Genomic DNA, 17,559 nt, shown 5'->3' with positions numbered 1-17,559 from the left:
GCACCATTGTCTCAGGGTTTTGAGCACCCTCGGACCAGCCGCGGGGACAGGTGGTCGACGATGGGCAGGTCGGCCGGCAGCCATCCCACGGCGTACAGGTCCCCGGCGTCGAGCCACTGCAGCGCGTCGTGGTCCTCCAGCGCCGACGGCTCCCCCTCGACGACCACAGCCAGCCAGACCGTCATCGCGTACGCGTCCCCGAGGGGCCAGCGTCCGTGCTCCAGTGGGCCCCGTACCTGCTCTCCCAGCCGCACCGTGACGCCGAGCTCCTCCCGCAGCTCGCGGTGCAGGGCCTCGACCGCTGTCTCCCCGGGATCCACCTTGCCCCCGGGGAGCTCCCAGCCGCCCGCCAGCGCCGGTGGCTCGGTACGTCGGGCAGCCAGCAGGCGGGCTGGCCGCGCGAGGTCGTCGACGATGGCCGCGCCCACCACCGCGCGCAGCCCTCCGGCGGTGCTTTCTGGCATGTGTCTCACTTTTGTTAATTTCCTCGGCGCAAGGGTCCAGCGACGGGAGTTCTCGCTAGGGTCTGCGTCCAACCGTAGAAGGTTTGCGCACGCCTGCCATCTGCGGAGCTACCCACCGCACCACCCTTGGCGCCCGACCGGGTCGACCAAAGTTCGCACATCAAGCGAGGTATTTCATGAAGCTCACGCGGAAGGCGGCCCCGGTCGCCTTGGCGACGACGCTGGCGCTCACGCTGGCGGCCTGTGCACAGTCGGACAGAGGCTCCAGCTCCAGCTCAAAAAGCTCCGGCTCGGGCGGTAACGTCAAGGACACCATCACCTTCGGTGCCGCCGGTGCCCCCGAGCTCTTCGACCCCTTCTATGCGACCGACGGTGAGACGTTCCGCGTCACCCGCCAGATGATGGAGGGCCTGGTCGGCATCAAGCCGGGCACCGCCGACATCCAGCCCGAGCTCGCCACGAGCTGGGAGGCGTCGGCCGACGGCAAGGAGTGGACGTTCAAGCTCCGTAACGGCGTGAAGTTCTGGGACGGCGAGGCCTTCAACGCCGCAGCCGTCTGCTACAACATGGACCGCATGTTCGACCAGAACGAGGTCGCACAGGGTGGACCCGCCGGATACTGGTCCGACGTCATGGGCGCGTTCAAGTCCGACGCCAAGAACGCGCTCTACCAGAGCTGCTCCGCCAAGGACGACATGACGGCCGTCATCAAGATCAGCCGGCCGACGTCGAAGTTCCCGACGGCCCTGTCGCTCGACTCCTTCTCCATGCAGTCTCCCAAGGCGCTCAAGGCCGGTGACGCCAACAACGTCACCAAGCAGGGCGAGGGCTTCGGCTACCCCGCGTACTCGAAGAACCCGGTCGGCACCGGCCCGTACAAGCTCGGCAAGTACGACGAGGCGAACAAGACGGTCACCCTCGTCCGCAACGACGACTACTGGGGCGAGAAGGCGAAGACCGCGAAGCTCGTCTTCAAGATCATCCCGGACGAGTCCACCCGGCGGCAGGAGCTCGAGGCCGGCAGCATCGACGGCTACGACCTGCCCAACCCGGCTGACTGGAAGGGCCTCAAGGACGCCGGCAACAAGGTGCTCGTACGCCCGGCGTTCAACATCCTGTACGTCGGCCTCAACCCTGCGCACAACCCGAAGCTCAAGGACCTGAAGGTCCGCCAGGCGCTGTACTACGCCATGAACCGTGACCAGCTGGTCAAGACGCAGCTGCCCGAGGGTGCGACGGTCGCGACGCAGTTCATGCCGGAGACGGTTTCCGGGTACAACAAGAACCTGAAGCCGTACCCGTACGACCCCGAAAAGGCCAAGTCCCTGCTCAAGGAGGCCGGCGCCGAGGGCATGACCCTCCTGTTCGCCTACCCCTCGGAGGTGTCCCGGCCCTACATGCCGAACCCGCAGAAGATCTACGAGGCCCTGCGCGCGGACCTCGAGAAGGTCGGCATCAAGGTCCAGGTCAACACCAAGCCGTGGAACGGTGGCTACCTCGACACGGTGGACAACGGTGGCTACGACGCGTGGCTGCTCGGCTGGACGGGCGACTACAACTCCGCCGACAACTTCATCGGCACGTTCTTCGCCAACCTCAAGGAGAACGACTTCCACACCAAGGCCACGTCGTACGGCCCGCAGCTCTCCAAGGACCTCCAGGCAGCCGACGCCATCGTGGACGAGACGCAGCGCAACGCCGCCTACGAGAGGATCAACCAGCAGATCCAGGAGGACTACCTGCCCGGTCTGGCCATCAGCCACTCCCCGCCGGCCCTCGTCGTGAGCCCGAAGATGAACGGCCTGGTCCCCAGCCCGCTGACGGCGGAGACGTTCTCCTCGGTGACCGTGTCCAAGTGACGTGAGGGTGATCTAGGACACCACTTTGCGCAAGACTGTGGCCGTCCCAGCAGAACGCTGGGGCGGCCACAGCCGCGAGTAAGTACATCGCCGAGTGAAGGAGCTTGAGCCACCGTGCTGAGATTCATCCTGCGCAGGCTGTTGCAGATGGTGGGCGTGGTCATCGTCCTCTCGCTGCTCGTGTTCCTGTGGCTGAGGTCCCTTCCCGGCGGGACCGTGTCGGCGATCCTGGGCGAGAAGGCCACCCCGGCCCGGCGCGCCGCCCTGGAGAAGGCCCTCGGGCTCGACCAGCCCATCTACGTGCAGTACTGGGAGTTCGTGAAGCGGGCGCTGAAGGGCCAGTTCGGCTCCAGCACCGGGGTGCTGCCAGGCTCGGACGCCTTCCAGATCTTCCTGCAGCGGTTCCCTGCCACCGTGGAGCTGAGCTTCTTCGCGATCATCCTCGCGGTGCTTCTCGGCATCCCGCTCGGCTACATGGCGGCTCGCCGGAGGGCCACCTGGTTCGACAACGGCACGGTGGTGGGCTCGCTCATCGGCGTCGCCGTTCCCGTCTTCTTCCTGGCGTTCCTGCTGAAGTACTGGTTCGCGATCAAGCTGCACTGGCTGCCGGTGTCGGGGCGGCAGGACCCGGGGCTCGACGCGACGCGGGTCACCGGCTTCTTCGTCGTGGACGGCGTGCTCACCCGTGAGTGGGACGCCGCCTGGGACGCCATCAAGCACCTGATCCTGCCGGCGCTGGCCCTCGCCACGATCCCGTTCGCGGTCATCTTCCGCATCACCCGGGCGTCCGTGCTCGACGTCATGGACGAGGACTACGTGCGCACCGCCGAGTCCAAGGGCCTGACCAACAGGGTCATCCGGGGGCGGCACATCCTGCGCAACGCCCTCCTGCCGGTCGTCACGACCATCGGCCTGCAGACCGGCGGCCTGCTCGTCGGCGCGATCCTCACCGAGCGGGTCTTCTCCTTCGGCGGGCTCGGCGAGGCTGTGGCCATCGCCTTCGAACGGCGCGACTATGCGGTGCTGCAGGTGTGCATCCTCATGGCGGCCATCACCTTCGTGGTCATCAACCTTCTGGTCGACATCGCGTACGCCGTGATCGACCCCCGAGTGCGGACGAGGTGACCTCGGTGCCCCCTTCTCTCACCCCCCGAGGCAAGAAGCAACGGATCGACGACCTGGCGGCCTCCTCCGGCTCAGGCTCCGCCGTCGGCACGGCGGTCGACGAGGTCAGTGTCGACGACGCCGGATACGTCGAGGAGACGGCCGGGGTGTCGCTCATCGCGAGCGCCTGGCGCCGGCTTCGTGGCAACCCCGTGTTCCTCCTGGGCGCCGGCATCACCGTGCTGTTCGTCCTGGTGGCGATCTTCGCACCGCTCATCGCGCCTCACGATCCGACCGCGGGCCTGCTCATCGACAAGGTGCGCAAGCAGACCAACCCCATCCCCGGGCCCCAGGCCGGCTTCCCGCTGGGCGCGGACGACTCCGGGCGCGACATCCTGTCCCGCCTCATCGTCGGCAGCAGGCAGACCCTCGTCGTGGGCGTGTGTGCCACGGTGTTCGGCTTCGCCGGTGGCCTGACCCTCGGCACGCTGGCCGGAGCGTTCGGCGGCTGGGTGGACTCCGTGGTGATGCGCGCCGTCGACGTGATGCTGTCCATCCCCTCGCTGCTGCTGGCCGTCAGCATCGCCGCCCTGGCCAAGCAGCCCAGCCAGTGGACCGTCATCATCGCCATCGCGACCGTCCAGGTGCCGATCTTCGCCCGGCTGCTGCGTGGCTCCATGCTCGCCCAACGGGCCAGCGACCACGTCCTCGCGGCGCGCGCCCTGGGCGTGAAGCGGTCGGCCATCGTGTTCCGCCACATGCTGCCCAACTCGCTCGGTCCGGTCATCGTCCAGGCGACCCTCGTCATCGCCGGTGCGATCATCGACGCCGCAGCACTGTCCTTCCTGGGCCTGGGAAACCCCGACGACCGCCAGCCCGAGTGGGGCCAGATGCTGGGCGCGGCCCAGCAGTACATCTACGACTACCCGGCCCTGGCCGTCTGGCCGGCCCTGTGCATCATCGTGGTGGCGCTGGGCTTCACGCTGATGGGCGAGTCGTTGCGCGAGGCCCTCGACCCCAAGACCCGGAGGTAGCGGACCATGACTGAGACCATCGAGAACGTCCGGACGGGGCGTGGCCCCGACGACGGGCCCCTTCTGTCGGTCCGCGACCTGCGCGTCACCTTCCAGCGGTCCGGGGAGAAGCCGTTCGTGGCAGTCGACGGCGTCAGCTTCGACGTGCGCGCCGGTCAGACCGTCGGCCTGGTCGGCGAGTCCGGCTGCGGCAAGTCCGTGACGTCGCTGGCCATCATGGGGCTGCTACCGACGCGCGGCGTCAAGGTCGAGGGAGAGGTGCTCTACGGTGGCAGCGACCTGCTCAAGCTGTCCCCGGAGCAGATGCGGGACCGGCGTGGACGCGACCTCGGCATGATCTTCCAGGACCCGCTGTCCTCGTTGAACCCGGTGGTACCGATCGGGGTACAGGTCACCGAGGTCCTCGAGCGGCATCGCGGGCTCTCGCGCAAGGCCGCAACGCCTATCGCGCGTGACATGCTCGACAAGGTCGGCATCCCGGATCCTGAGCGGCGGCTCAAGGACTACGCGCACCAGCTGTCCGGCGGGATGCGCCAGCGCGCGCTCATCGCCATGGCCCTCGCGTGCGAGCCGCGCCTGCTCATCGCCGACGAACCGACGACCGCTCTCGACGTGACGATCCAGGCTCAGATCCTCGCGCTGCTCAAGGACCTGGTCGAGGACACCGGCACGGCGCTGGTCATGATCACCCACGACCTCGGCGTGGTCGCAGGGCTGGTCGACCGCGTCAACGTCCTCTATGCCGGCCGCATCGTGGAGCGCGGCGACCGCCATCCCCTCTTCGCCGCCCCTCGCCATCCGTACACCTACGGACTCCTCGCCTCGATCCCACGGCTCGACGGCGCGCGCGGCGAGAAGCTGACCCCGATCCCCGGATCCGTGTCGGACAACCTTCCCTGGACCAGCGCCTGCGCCTTCGCCCCCCGCTGCCCGAACACGCTGGATGTCTGTGTGGAGCAGACCCCACGGCTGGAGGAGGAGGGCGGACGCGCCCTGCGGTGCTTCAACCCTGTGGAGGTGACCCGGTGACCGTCACCCAGGACGTGCTCGTCGACGTCAAGGGCGTCAAGGTGCACTTCCCGATCAAGAAGGGCGTCATCTTCGACCGGACCGTCGGCCATGTCTACGCCGTCGACGGGGTGGACCTGCAGATCCGGCGCGGCGAGACGTATGGGCTGGTGGGCGAGTCCGGCTGTGGGAAGTCCACCCTCGGCCGCGCCATCCTCAACCTCGAGCCACCGACCGAGGGGGCGGTGGAGTTCGACGGTGTCGACATCGCCTCGTTGAAGGGCGAGGAGCTCCGCCGCAAGCGCCAGGACATCCAGATGGTCTTCCAGGACCCCATGGGCAGCCTCGACCCTCGACAGTCGGTCGAGTCGCTGCTTCTCGAGGGGATGAAGGCTCATGGGCTCACGCAGGACGAGAAGCAGGCGAACAGGCGCCTCCGGGACCTCCTCAAGGCGGTGGGCTTGCCGGTCGCGGCGCTGTCCAAGTACCCGCACGAGTTCTCGGGGGGCCAGCGTCAGCGGATCGGCATCGCGCGGGCGCTGTCGGTCAACCCGAAGCTCATCGTGGCGGACGAGCCGGTGTCCGCGCTGGACGTGTCGGTGCAGGCGCAGGTCATTAACCTGCTGGAGGAGCTGCAGGACGAGTTCGGGCTGACCTACCTCGTCGTCGCGCACGACCTCGCTGTGGTGCGCCACATCAGCGACCGCATCGGCGTGATGTATCTCGGTGCCCTCGTCGAGGAGGCGGAGGCGGAGGACCTCTACACCACGCCGCTGCACCCCTACACCCGCGCGCTGATGTCGGCGGTGCCTGTCCCGGACCCGCTGATAGAGGACCGGCGCGAGCGGATCCTGCTCAAGGGTGACCTGCCCTCGCCTGCCAACCCGCCGAAGGGGTGCCGGTTCCACACCCGATGCCCCTGGCGCCAGGAGACGCGGTGCGACACCGAGCGGCCCGAGCTGCGTGTGGTGAGTATCGACGGCGTACCGCCGAGCCATCGGGTGGCGTGCCACTGGGCAGAGCAGATCGAGAGCGGCGAGATCCAGATGCACGACGTCGTGCCCACGGTCACCACACCTGAGGACCACCAGGACAGCGGGGACTTCCTCGGCCCGGCCTCGGTGCAGGAGGCTCTCTGAGACGGTCCTCAGTGCCAGCCGGATGAGGTGAGGCTGTCCTTGGATGACATGGAGCATCCTCCCTTGGGACAGTAGAGGCATGTCCAGGCTGCTGACCGACGACGAGGTTGAGCGCCAGCTCGAGTCCCTCCCCGACTGGAGGGTGGACGGTGGCCGAATCGTCGCCGAGCTGGAGGCGCCCGACTTCCCGACCGCCATCACACTCGTCGACGAGATCGCCCTCGAGGCGGAGGACATGAACCACCATCCAGACATAGACATCCGCTGGCGCACGGTTCGTCTGGTCCTGACCACCCACGACGCCGGTGGTGTCACCCAGCTCGACGTCGAGCTGGCTCACCGGATCTCCGATGCGGCAGCTAAGTGGAAGGCGCGCGCTCGTGGCTGAAGCCGGCACCACCGACACTGCGCCGCACCTCGGCGAGGCGCACAGCGCCGGCATCGGTGCCCGCCTCAACTGGCTTCGGGCCGGGGTGCTCGGGGCCAACGACGGCATCGTGTCGACGGCCGGCATCGTCATCGGCGTGGCGGCGGCGACGACGAGCCGTTCCACCATTGTGACCGCCGGTGTGGCGGGACTGGCCGCAGGGGCGATGAGCATGGCCGCCGGCGAGTACGTCTCCGTCAGCACCCAGCGTGATACCGAGCGGGCGCTGCTCGCCAAGGAGCGACGTGAGCTGCGCGAGATGCCCGAGGAGGAGCTCGCCGAGCTCACCGAGATCTATGTGGGCAAGGGCCTGACCCCGGCGCTCGCGCACCAGGTCGCGGTCCAGCTGACCGCTCACGACGCGTTGGGCGCCCACGCGGAGGCGGAGCTGGGCATCGACCCGGAGAACCTGACGAACCCATGGCACGCGGCGTGGGCGTCGATGCTGTCGTTCACGGTGGGCGCCCTGCTGCCGCTGTTCGCGGTCCTGCTCACGGCGGTAGGGCTGCGGGTGCCCGTGACGGCCGTCGCCGTGATGGTGGCTCTCGGCCTCACCGGCTTCCTCAGCGCCCGGATGGGCGGTGCCCCGATCCCAAGGGCCATGGCCCGCAACGTACTGGGCGGCCTGCTGGCAATGGTCGTGACGTACGTCATCGGAGCAGCGGTGGGCACTCAGCTGTAGGCCCGCCGACGAGCTGTGGCTGCGCCGGTATGCCGCGCCTATGCCGCTCCTGTGAGGGCTACCGCTCGCACACGAGCCCGTCATGGTCACGGTCTCGGTACCAGTCGTACTCGACGTCGAGCCCCCGCCGGTACGGGCCGTAGCCGGCGGCATTGGCGGCTCGGCACGTATCGAACCTCGGGTCCGTCCGCGTGCTCCCTCCCGTCGTCGGCGCCGGAGGCGATGCGGTTCTCGCGGGCGCCGCTGAGCGCTCCTGCGTCCCCCCACCCAACGCGACGGGCGCGGAGGTGGGCAGTCCCTGCCCAGGGCAGCCTCGAAGGACCTGCAGCATGGCGTCACGTTCCGCGGCGGTCACCCACAGGCCGTACCGCTTCTTCACCGCGATCTGGCGCGCGACGTAGCCGCACCGCGTGGCCTTGGCCGGCGGAAGCCACGTTGCGGCGTCGCCGTCACTCTTGCGCTGGTTCGTCGGTCCGTCGACGGCCAACAGGTTCAACGGGTCGTTCGCGAACGCCGCACGCACAGCCGCCGTCCACTGGCCCGCTCCCTTCTGCCAGGCATCAGAGAGAGCCACCACGTGGTCGATCTGAACGGCGGTCGAGGTGCCCGGGCCGCGCACGAAGGCGATCGTCCTCCCGGTGTAGGGATCGTGCAGAGTACCTCTGAGGACGAGACAACCGCGGGTGCCCGCCTTGAGGGTGAAGCCGGTGAGGTCGCGTCGCAGGATGTCGTTGCGGGTGTCGCAGCCGTTGCGGTCGACGTCGGCCCACGCCGGTCCGAACGCTGCGCGCTCGTATCCCGTTCGGGGCGCGCGCCCCTTCACCGCCAACGTCGACAATGTCGTGACAGCGGCACCGGGCAGCACCGTGGCGGGGGTGGCCGCGGGCGTACGGCCAGGCTGGGTCCGGACTGCCGAGGACGCGCGGCGAGGAACCGCCGCGGAGCCCGGATCCGTACCGGGCATCCCGGGAGCGGAGGCGGTGCGCTGGGTGGACGGAACCACCGTGGACGGAACAACCCTGGACGCGGCAACCCTGGACGGCGCACTCTCGGCCTGCGCCGGGACGCAGCCGGCCACCACCACGAGGGCCGCCACTGCGGCGAGGCAGGGACCGAGGAAGGAACGCGGGAGCCGGATCATGAGACGGGACAGTGCTTTCGGGTAGGCCAGGCCGCCACCCTAGATACCGCTGAGCCCAGCTCGCGGCGACTCGGCTCCCGAGTCGGCCGAACGGCGGAGTCCGCGTCACCCGGCGTCGGCGGAGCCGCTGGCCGTTTTGAGCGGCATGCGGTGTCTAGTCACACCGGCCCTGAGCGAGCAGCCACGTGCCGACACCGCTGGTCGTGACTAGTCCGCGCTTCATCCACAGCCACCCCTGTGGATGAAGGAAGATCCCCCATCAGCATGTGGACAACCCGACGTGGTTCGGGTCGTCCCTCGTCGTCATTGCGACGCCCCAATCATGGGATGACTAGTCCGAGGGCTCGGTTAGCCACCCCGATGGACTAGTCCGTCCGACCCCGCCGCGGCAGCTGCGCCGGTGCGGCCCGGCGGTCGAGGTCCAGCGGAACGGCCAGTCCACCCGTCGACGCTGCCCGTTCGGCCGCCCGGAGGAGAGTCACGACGTCGCCGTTGAACCGGTCGACTCCCATGGAGAAGCACAGCAGAGCCGTCGTCACCGACGTCAGCGGCTGCGTCCACTTCACCAGGACCGTGCGAGGAACAGCGGCTCGGATGACGCGTACGCGGGAGAAGCTCGCCCTGCGTGACCGCCAACACCCGCCTTGGACCATCCAGGCGCCGGCGCGCGCCACACTCTGGGACACGCGCACGATGTCCGCGTTGTCGAGGTCTCGGGGGTCGAGGATGACGCGGACCCGGACCCCCACCGGGTCCATGGACTCGACGACCGCGCTGACCTGGTCCGAAAGCCGGCTCCCCGCCAGCCGCGCCTTGCCGGCCACGATGCCGAGCTCGGTGGCACCGGCCTCGGCCAGGGCCTCGGCCTCCGTCACGACGTCGGGCAGCCGTAACGGCTCCTCGTCAGCGGTGTACCAGCCCAGAGCCGTCACGACGTCGACCCGGTGACCGGCCACCGTCTGAGCAGCAAGCCCGACATGCTTGGGGCGGCATACCACTGCCGCAAGACCGGCGGTCACGGCCAGCTCGCAGCCGCGGCGAAGCTCGTCGAGGCCGAGACCGTCGCGGTAGAGCCGGTGCTCCAGCATCCTTGCGAAGTCCGCGGGAGCGAGCTCCCGGTGCCTGACCTGCTGCGGCTCGTGCTGTGCGGAAGCGCTCGTGGCGGCGCACACGCTGGTGGAGGGCCCATGCGAGGCAGCCAAGGGCATCATGCCTGACGTCCCCGCAGTAAACACAGGCCAATGGTAGCCGCAGAGGGCTAGCGCAGGAGGACTGGACAGGACAAAAGGTCAGCTAGCGGGACGCCATGCCCGGCAGTACGTTGAGTAGCGGCCGGCAGCGTGGGCCGGGCACATCACGCCTCACCACCTTGGTCTGGGTCGTCATCCCCGTCGTGCCGCTCATCCTCCAAGTCCTGGGCGGCGCGCATCAGGTCCCAGGCATGGGCCACGACGACAGCAGAGTCGCTCTCGTCGTAGAGCTCCCTGGTGGCATGGTCGAGCGCCCAGGCAGCTGGGTGCTGACCGTCCTGACGCTTCTCGGAGGTCGGCAATGCGGCACCTTCCTTATCGACGCCGAGGTCTCGGCGTCCGCTGGATGTCAGGGTCACCTTCGGGAGGTCAGCCCGCGCAGGAGCCGCGCCTCGTCTCGGAGGCGGGGAGGCACGGGCAGCCGGAAGGTGGTCAGGGCTCGTTCGTAGGCCAGCACGGTGGCCAGGTAGTCGCCTCGGGCCGCGCTCAGCTGCACCGCCACAACCGGTGGACGGCGGGCCGTCATCACGAGAACCTGCGCCACGTTCATGGCCTGCCTGAGGTCGGCCAGCACCTGACGCGAGTCCCTGCTCAGCGCAGGGGTTACCGCAGCCGAGGAAGGCCGTGGGGTGTCTGCTGCTACGGGGGGCACCAAGGCGGTCATGCGCGGACCTGCTTCCTGCCGCCCCTGCTGGAACGGCGAGCTGCGGCCTGCCCCACGATACGCCGGCTTCGATGTGCCCAGGCGTCGATTGGCCCAGAGGACCATGCCAGCTCTTGACTGGCCAAGGCCTCAGCGTGTCCGCAGACCGGACCCCCCGTAGCCGGGTGAGGCGGGCGTTGCCTGCCGACGAAGCGGTACCATCAGTAGTGATGGGCGGCACCCTCCGCCGCTTACCATCAGACAACGTGTCTCGTCGAGCGATTGCCTGGTCTCGAACCGGCGAACAGAGGCTCACGATGACCGATCAACCTACCCTGGCGCATGCGCTGGCACAGGCCGCCCGCCAGCTGCAGGCCGCCCGCGACTCGCAAGAGGAGCTGGACACCATCGTCCAGGTGGCTCGGAGGTCCTTGGACGGGATCAACCATGTCGGTGTCACGCTCACCCACCGAGATGGCAGGGTCCAGACGCAGTCGGCCAGTGACCAGCTCGTACTGGACCTGGACCAGCTCCAGTACGAGCTGCGGGAGGGTCCCTGCATAGACGCGATGCGGGAGGCGGGCGTCGTGGTGGTCGAGCACGCCGCGCGGGAGCCGCGGTGGCCGCGGTTCATGCCGCAGGCTCTGGCCCGGGGCCTGCGCGCCCAGATGGGCGTGCGGCTCTTCATCGACGAGCAGATCCTCGGTGGTCTGAACCTGTACAGCACCGAGAGCGACACGATTCCCGTCGATACTCAAGAGATGGCCGTGCTGTTTGCCACGCATGCGGCGCTGGCGCTGGGACGGGTGCGCGAGGTGGACCACCTCCAGACGGCTGTGTCGACGCGGGGGTCCATCGGTCAGGCGATCGGCATCCTCATGGTCAGGTACGAGCTCGACGACGACGCGGCGTTCCAGTACCTCGCAAGGCTGTCGCAAGACGCCAACCGCAAGCTGCGTGACGTCGCAGCCGACATCGTGGCGGAGGTGAACGCACACCACCGGCGCCCTGGTGGTGCGTGGAACTGAGCCTCGCGAACCACATCTGGCTTCGGACCGTCAGCGACCGTCCCGTCGGTGGCCACGATGCCGGCGGGCCGGTCTTCCAGACCCGCAGCCAGACGTCGACACCAGCGTCGATGAGCTCCGGACAACACGCGTGCGCAGCCCTTGCTACGTCGGCCATCTCCCCCTCGGGAACGTGGTCGCGTCGCTCGGGAACGTGATCCGGTGCTTGGTCGTCCCAAGGCTCCCTGTCCCGGGCAGTCCACCGGCCGCCGCGTCACTGGTCCTTCGAACGGATGCGCGGGAACCACCATGTGCCAGCAGGACATCTCCGCCGTCCGCTCATGCTGCGGTGCGGGGGATCCCGCTACTTCTTGCCGCCAGTTCCTGACGCCTGTTGGAAGCGGAACTCGACCACGTCGCCATCGGCCATGACGTAGTCCTTGCCCTCGATCCGTACCTTGCCGGCAGACTTGGCAGCAGCCATGGACCCGGCCTCCACCAAGTCGTCGAACGAGACGATCTCCGCCTTGATGAACCCCCGCTGGAAGTCCGTGTGGATCACTCCGGCGGCCTGCGGGGCGGTCCATCCCCGGCCGATGGTCCAGGCCCGCGACTCCTTGGGTCCGGCCGTCAGGTAGGTCTGCAGTCCCAGGGTGTGGAACCCGGTCCTGGCCAGCTGGTCGAGGCCGGACTCCGTGGCGCCGAAGGACTCGAGGAGCTCCATCGCCTCCTCCGGCTCCATGTCCATCAGGTCCATCTCGAGCTTGGCGTTGAGGAACACCGCATCGGCCGGCGCGACGAGCTCCCGCAGGGAGGCGTGCAGGTCGGCGTCCGACAGCTGGTCCTCGTCGAGGTTGAACACATAGATGAACGGCTTGGTGGTGAGCAGTCCGAGGCCCTTCGCCTCGGCGAGGTCCACCCCGGCGGCCGCGGCCGCGGCATACAGGGTGTGGCCCTCCTCCAGGACCTTCTGAGCGGCCACCGCGTTGTCGAGAAGCGGCTTGGACTCCTTCTTGACCCGCGCCTCCTTCTCCAGGCGGGGCACCGCCTTCTCGAGCGTCTGCAGGTCGGCAAGGATCAGCTCGGTGTGGATCGTCTCGATGTCCGAGGCCGGGGACACCTTGCCGTCGACATGCACGACGTCACCGTCCTCGAAGGCCCGAACCACCTGGCAGATGGCATCGGCCTCACGGATGTTCGCCAGGAACTTGTTACCCAGCCCCTCGCCTTCGGACGCTCCGCGGACGATGCCCGCGATGTCGACGAAGGATACGGTCGCGGGCAGGGTGCGCTCGGAGCCGAAGATCTCCGCGAGCTTGCCCAGACGCGCGTCCGGCAGCGGCACCACTCCGACGTTGGGCTCGATGGTGGCGAAGGGGTAGTTCGCCGCCAGCACGGTGTTCTTCGTCAGGGCGTTGAACATCGTGGACTTGCCGACATTGGGCAGTCCGACGATTCCGATAGTGAGAGCCACAAGGCCAGGAGTCTACCGGCGCGGTGGTGTCGCCCTCGCCAGCTGACGGGACAGCGCCACAAGGCGGCCTTCGCTGTCCCACACCTCGGCGTCCTCCTCGAGGTAGCCCCCGGACATCGTCCGGCTGGTGAGGTTGACCCTCAGCCAGCCGGCGGCCGGACGGGCCCGCACATGCGCCGTGAGCTCCAGGGTCGGCGTCCATCCCGGCAGTCCCAGCTCGAAGGCCACAGGAGGCAGCGCGTCGACCGCCAGAAGCAGGAGGAGGGGGTCCGGCTCACGCCCGTCCGCCATCCTCAGCCAGCCGCGGATCACCCCGTTCCCCGACGGCTTGCCGACCGCCCACCCGGTGGTGGCCGGGTCCAGTCGAAGGTCGAGCCTGTCCAGCAGCGAGGCGTACCTCAAGAAGTCAGCGGGCGCCTGGTCGGTGCTGACGCACTGCTCGGGCGGCGGCAGGTTCGGTGGGGTGGCTGTCGTGGACACCTGGTCGCCGAGCGCGCCCAGGTCGCCATACGTCGCCAGCACCCGGACGCGCTCCACCTGGCGACCTTCGCCGTCGTCCTGGAGCAGGGAGGCCTGGCCCGTGGAGACCGCTCTTCCCCGACGGACCACCTCGGTCCGGACGCTCGCTGCTCCCGGTACGCCAGGGCTGAGGTAGTACGCGCTGATCGCCAGCGGGTCAGGGTGCGCGGGCCCTTCCTGCGCGGCCTTCCCCAGGCGCTGGCTGAGCGCCCTCCCCGCGACGGCGAGCAGCAGCCCTCCGTTGACTCCGCCGCCGATGCGCCAGCCCTCCCCGAGCGACGCGTCGTACACGCCCACCTCGCCGCCGCGTGCCGAAACCGCCGAACCGTCGTCGAACTCGCTGCTCACCAGGTCAGTCTGTCGTACCGCCGTTCGCATCCACGTGGGCAGGTCCGCTCACAGCGCCGGCAGACCGTCCTCCAGGTACGCCGTGGGCCCGGTGTGCGCCGAAAGGAAAGCCAGCAGTCGCTGGTTGTACGGCGCCACCCGGTGCTCCCACTCCTCCTCGCCGGCGAAGTGCACGGCGCGGATCTCCCTGGCCTGCAAGGTCGCACGCTGGAGGAGCCCGGTGTCAGCCCGGCCCAGGTCGAAGACGAAGACGGTGGCGTCCGACCATCCCCGCCACGGAGGAAGCCAGTTGACGGCCAGGAGCCCCCGGACCTCCAGCTCCAGCCCCAGCTCCTCACGGACCTCTCGGACCACGCACTCCGCAGGCGACTCCAGCGGGTCGACGACGCCGCCGGGCAGGTCCCACTCCTGTTTGTAGACGAGCTCACACAGCAGCACCCGTCCTGCGGGGTCGCGCAGCACGCCCTGGGCGATGGCGCGCTTGGTGGGCAGCGCCGAGTTCAGCTGGGCGATGAAGCCCTCCCGGGTGTCCGGCCCGGCGTCCCGGCGCAGGCGGGCGAGCTGGATGACGTCCCGTCGGGAACCGCCCGGTCCCACCGCGCCGCGGGCCACCCCCTCCTTGAGAAGGCCGGCTCGCATGGCTGCGCGGACCGCATCCCGGTCGGCATCGTCGACGTGGGCCTCCACCCGTTCCAGCCCCTGGGAGTGCAGCGCCCACTCCACGACCAGACGCAGGGCCCGCTCCGCGACCCCGACCGCGCGGTACTCGGGAACCAGGACCCACAGCAGCTCCGCGTCGCCGTTGTCGTCGGCCAGGAGCTCCACGCGGCCCACCCGTTCGCCCTCCCAGCGCACGTCGAAGGCGTGGACGCCATCCTCGTCGAGGCGGTCCAGCGCGACGTCACCATCGCGCAGCACGAGCGGTGGCGTGGTGGACATGTCGGCCAGCCTACGGTGGCCTGTCGGTGCCGGCTGGCAAGGTCGACAGCATGGAGATGGTCCTCGTCCTGCTCACCGGCCTCGTGCTGGGCTGGGCCAGCGGTGCACTCGTCGCCCGGCAGCTCGGGCTCGTGCGAGCTGCCGGCATCACGGCCGAGCGCGACCTGCTTCGCGAGCGTGTGGTGGACCTTGAGGCGGCGCACACCGACGATGCCCAGACTGCGGCAGCGCTGGCGCCCCTGCGGGACGCCCTCGGGCGCGTCGAGCTCCAGGTGGGGACCCTCGAGCGCGACCGCACCCACCAGTACGCGGCGTTGGAGCAGACGATCGCCCAGGTGTGGGCCTCGACGTCCGAGCTCGGCCGGCAGACCCAGAGCCTCGCCGGCTCGCTCAACGCCTCAACAGTGCGCGGGGCGTGGGGAGAGGTCCAGCTCAGACGGGTGCTCGAGCATGCGGGCCTCCTCGCGCGCTGCGACTTCGAGGAGCAGGTCTGCCGGGTCAGCAGGCACCAGAAGCAGGTGCGGCCCGACGTGGTGGTCCGGCTCCCTGGTGACAAGTTCCTCGTCGTGGACTCCAAGGCCCCGATGGTGGCGTTCCTGCAGGCCCAGGCCGAGGACCTCGAAGGGCCTGAGCGCACGCGCCTGCTGCGTGAGCACGCGCACCACCTCAAGGGGCACGTCCGGGCGCTCGCCGACAAGGAGTACTGGTCGGCCTTCGACACGTCACCCGAGATGGTGGTCTGTTTCGTCCCGACTGAGGCGATGCTCTCGGCCGCGCTGGCCGCCGACCCGAGCCTGCACGAGGACGCCATGGCGCGCCGAGTCGTGCTCGTCGGACCGGGTGCGCTCATGGCCCTGCTCCGCACGGTCGCCTTCACGTGGCAGCAGGACGCCCTGACGGCCAACGCGCGGGAGCTGATGGCCCTGGGGCGCGACCTGTACGACCGACTCGGCACGTTGGGCGCGCACGCCGCCAAGATGGGCACCGCCCTGCAACGCAGCGTCGAGGCCTACAACCAGCTGGTCGGGGCGCTGGAGACCCGAGTGCTCGTGACGGCCCGACGGATGCACGAGCTGGAGGTCGTCGGCGACGACCTCCCCACGCTGAAGCCGGTCGAGACGGGCCCTCGCGTGCTGACCGCGATGGAGCTCATCGAGGCAGCCACTGCGCAGGACGCGCGCCCTCAGCTGGACCTGGGGAGCCCACCCAGGTGGACCGGCACGGAGTCCACCGCATAGACGATGGACCTGTCCCGGAACCTCAGGTTCGAGGGGGCCGTCGCCAGGGCGAGCTCGGGGAAGCGCCTGGCCAACCGGGGGAAGGCGATGCGCAGCTCGAGCCGGGCCAGCTCGGCGCCGACGCAGCGATGGAACCCGTGGCCGAAGGCAAGGTGGGGTGACGATGGGCGCCTCGGGTCGAACGAGTTCAGGTCAGGCCCGACCCGAGCGTCCCGGTCGGCCCGGCTCAGTGCGGCAATGACGACGTCGCCCTTCCGGATGTGCTTACCGAAGAGCTCGAGGTCCACCTTGGCGAACCTGGGGAACGCGATCTGGACGACCGTGAGGTAGCGCAGCATCTCCTCGACCACGGCGTCGATCGCGCTGTCGTCGTCCCGGACGAGGTCGAAGAACCTGCGGTCCCGAAGCAGCACGAGCGACCCGAGGGCCAGCATGCTGGCCGTGGTCTCGTACCCGCCCGTGAACACACCGTCGGCCAGCGCCGCGATCTCCTCGTCAGTGACCGAGTCCCCTGCCGCGGCGATGATCCGGCCGAGCAGGCCGTCCCCCGGCTCGGCTCGCTGACGACGGACGGCCTCGTGCAGGAAGAGCTGCGACTCGGAGATGGCACCGAAGGCACCGGCACCCGAGGAGACGTCGAACCGGGCGTGGCTCAGCGCCCGGAAGCGGTCGCGGTCCTCGTCCGGAAGACCGAGAAGCTCGCAGATGACCAGAAAGGGGATCGGGAACGCGAACTTCTCCACGAGGTCCACGACAGGTCCGGCGGCGTGCATCTCCTCGAGCTGAGCGTCGACGATCTCCTCGATCCTCGGAGCGAGCCGGTTGATCCTGCGCATCGTGAACTCGGGAGTGAGCAGACCACGGAGCCGGCCGTGCTCGGGAGGGTCCGTGAACCCCAGGCCGCCGATGCTCGAGCCACTGGTGCCCACGAAGGGCCGGATGTCGTTGCTGAAGCTCCCCTGGTCGGCGAGCACCGCCCGCGCCTCCGCCTGGCCGGACACGAGCCAGATGTTCATCCCGAACATGTGGGCCAGCCGATGCACCGGCTCGGGTGCGACGGCGCCCAACCGCTGCACGGGGTCGAGCCCGTCACGGCGAAGGGGCCGCAGCAACCTGCGGGGCACGGACTCCAGGCTCGACAGGTCAACGACCCCACCCGAGCGTCGCGTGAGCAGACGCCGGACCACCCGGCGCCGCGCGTCGAGCACGTCGATCATGGTGCCGACGGTACGCGGACGAGCCCCCAGCCGAGGACGAACACGCCAGACCAAGGACCCCGGATA

The 17,559-nt window shown here is 69.3% G+C and carries 18 protein-coding genes; 9 read left to right on the top strand and 9 right to left on the bottom strand.

Features of this window, described 5'->3' with window-relative positions:
• Window positions 1-11: 11 nt before the first annotated feature.
• On the bottom strand, window positions 12-464 hold the full coding sequence (locus PHA84_RS07660; RefSeq protein WP_270887496.1) for a (deoxy)nucleoside triphosphate pyrophosphohydrolase: 453 nt from the start codon (window positions 462-464) through the stop codon (window positions 12-14).
• A 176-nt stretch (window positions 465-640) separates the two neighbouring features.
• Between PHA84_RS07660 and PHA84_RS07655 the strand changes: the two genes are divergently transcribed.
• The 7 genes from PHA84_RS07655 (at window position 641) to PHA84_RS07625 (ending at window position 7,717) form a co-directional block, all read left to right on the top strand.
• Complete coding sequence (locus PHA84_RS07655) at window positions 641-2,323, top strand: ABC transporter substrate-binding protein (protein ID WP_270887495.1); 1,683 nt, start codon at window positions 641-643, stop codon at window positions 2,321-2,323.
• A 114-nt stretch (window positions 2,324-2,437) separates the two neighbouring features.
• Entirely contained in the window at window positions 2,438-3,448 is a 1,011-nt protein-coding gene (locus tag PHA84_RS07650) for an ABC transporter permease (RefSeq protein WP_270887494.1), read from the top strand.
• Window positions 3,445-4,461 carry an ABC transporter permease gene (locus PHA84_RS07645; protein WP_270887493.1) on the top strand — a complete coding sequence of 339 codons (1,017 nt, stop codon included), beginning with the start codon at window positions 3,445-3,447 and terminating at the stop codon, window positions 4,459-4,461. The genes PHA84_RS07650 and PHA84_RS07645 overlap by 4 nt, the downstream gene beginning before the upstream one ends.
• 6 nt (window positions 4,462-4,467) lie before the next feature.
• Entirely contained in the window at window positions 4,468-5,490 is a 1,023-nt protein-coding gene (locus PHA84_RS07640; protein WP_270887492.1) for an ABC transporter ATP-binding protein, read from the top strand.
• A complete protein-coding gene (locus PHA84_RS07635) occupies window positions 5,487-6,608 on the top strand; it encodes an ABC transporter ATP-binding protein (RefSeq protein ID WP_270887491.1) in 1,122 nt (373 codons plus the stop codon). Before PHA84_RS07640 ends, PHA84_RS07635 begins: the two co-directional genes overlap by 4 nt.
• A 79-nt stretch (window positions 6,609-6,687) precedes the next feature.
• The gene (locus PHA84_RS07630) at window positions 6,688-6,996 is read left to right on the top strand and encodes a 4a-hydroxytetrahydrobiopterin dehydratase (protein ID WP_270887490.1); all 309 of its coding nucleotides are present in this window, start codon (window positions 6,688-6,690) and stop codon (window positions 6,994-6,996) included.
• Window positions 6,959-7,717, top strand: a complete 759-nt coding sequence (locus PHA84_RS07625; RefSeq protein WP_442952848.1) for a VIT1/CCC1 transporter family protein — start codon at window positions 6,959-6,961, stop codon at window positions 7,715-7,717. Before PHA84_RS07630 ends, PHA84_RS07625 begins: the two co-directional genes overlap by 38 nt.
• A gap of 58 nt (window positions 7,718-7,775) precedes the next feature.
• Here the strand turns inward: PHA84_RS07625 and PHA84_RS07620 are convergent, their stop codons facing one another.
• The 4 genes from PHA84_RS07620 to PHA84_RS07605 form a co-directional block, all read right to left on the bottom strand.
• Window positions 7,776-8,858 (bottom strand): GmrSD restriction endonuclease domain-containing protein, encoded by a 1,083-nt coding sequence (locus PHA84_RS07620; protein ID WP_270887488.1) that lies wholly within the window; start codon window positions 8,856-8,858, stop codon window positions 7,776-7,778.
• Window positions 8,859-9,223: 365 nt separating this feature from the next.
• Window positions 9,224-10,093, bottom strand: coding sequence for a hypothetical protein (locus PHA84_RS07615; RefSeq protein ID WP_270887487.1), 870 nt, complete (start codon window positions 10,091-10,093; stop codon window positions 9,224-9,226).
• Between the two features lie 119 nt (window positions 10,094-10,212).
• On the bottom strand, window positions 10,213-10,410 hold the full coding sequence (locus tag PHA84_RS07610) for a hypothetical protein (RefSeq protein ID WP_270887486.1): 198 nt from the start codon (window positions 10,408-10,410) through the stop codon (window positions 10,213-10,215).
• A 53-nt stretch (window positions 10,411-10,463) separates the two neighbouring features.
• The gene (locus PHA84_RS07605) at window positions 10,464-10,772 is read right to left on the bottom strand and encodes a hypothetical protein (RefSeq protein ID WP_270887485.1); all 309 of its coding nucleotides are present in this window, start codon (window positions 10,770-10,772) and stop codon (window positions 10,464-10,466) included.
• 296 nt (window positions 10,773-11,068) lie between these two features.
• Between PHA84_RS07605 and PHA84_RS07600 the strand changes: the two genes are divergently transcribed.
• A complete protein-coding gene (locus tag PHA84_RS07600) occupies window positions 11,069-11,779 on the top strand; it encodes a GAF and ANTAR domain-containing protein (protein WP_270887484.1) in 711 nt (236 codons plus the stop codon).
• Between the two features lie 343 nt (window positions 11,780-12,122).
• Here the strand turns inward: PHA84_RS07600 and ychF are convergent, their stop codons facing one another.
• Genes ychF through PHA84_RS07585 form a run of 3 tightly spaced genes read right to left on the bottom strand, consistent with a single transcriptional unit; the run spans window position 12,123 to window position 15,038 of the window.
• A complete protein-coding gene (gene ychF / locus PHA84_RS07595) occupies window positions 12,123-13,232 on the bottom strand; it encodes a redox-regulated ATPase YchF (protein WP_270887483.1) in 1,110 nt (369 codons plus the stop codon).
• 12 nt (window positions 13,233-13,244) lie between these two features.
• The gene (locus tag PHA84_RS07590; protein ID WP_270887482.1) at window positions 13,245-14,099 is read right to left on the bottom strand and encodes a thioesterase family protein; all 855 of its coding nucleotides are present in this window, start codon (window positions 14,097-14,099) and stop codon (window positions 13,245-13,247) included.
• Between the two features lie 48 nt (window positions 14,100-14,147).
• Window positions 14,148-15,038: an NUDIX hydrolase gene (locus PHA84_RS07585; protein WP_270887481.1), complete on the bottom strand. Its 891-nt coding sequence runs from the start codon at window positions 15,036-15,038 to the stop codon at window positions 14,148-14,150.
• A gap of 50 nt (window positions 15,039-15,088) precedes the next feature.
• Here PHA84_RS07585 and PHA84_RS07580 point away from each other — a divergent pair, with 50 nt between their 5' ends.
• Window positions 15,089-16,276 (top strand): DNA recombination protein RmuC, encoded by a 1,188-nt coding sequence (locus PHA84_RS07580; protein WP_270887480.1) that lies wholly within the window; start codon window positions 15,089-15,091, stop codon window positions 16,274-16,276.
• Here the strand turns inward: PHA84_RS07580 and PHA84_RS07575 are convergent.
• Window positions 16,222-17,493 (bottom strand): cytochrome P450, encoded by a 1,272-nt coding sequence (locus PHA84_RS07575; RefSeq protein WP_270887479.1) that lies wholly within the window; start codon window positions 17,491-17,493, stop codon window positions 16,222-16,224. The genes PHA84_RS07580 and PHA84_RS07575 overlap by 55 nt on opposite strands.
• Window positions 17,494-17,559 lie beyond the last annotated feature (66 nt).

Source organism: Pedococcus sp. 5OH_020, assembly GCF_027812955.1.
Classification (GTDB): domain Bacteria; phylum Actinomycetota; class Actinomycetes; order Actinomycetales; family Dermatophilaceae; genus Pedococcus.
The sequence above is the reverse complement of the archived record's forward strand: the minus strand, read 5'-3'. Positions and strand labels throughout refer to the sequence as shown.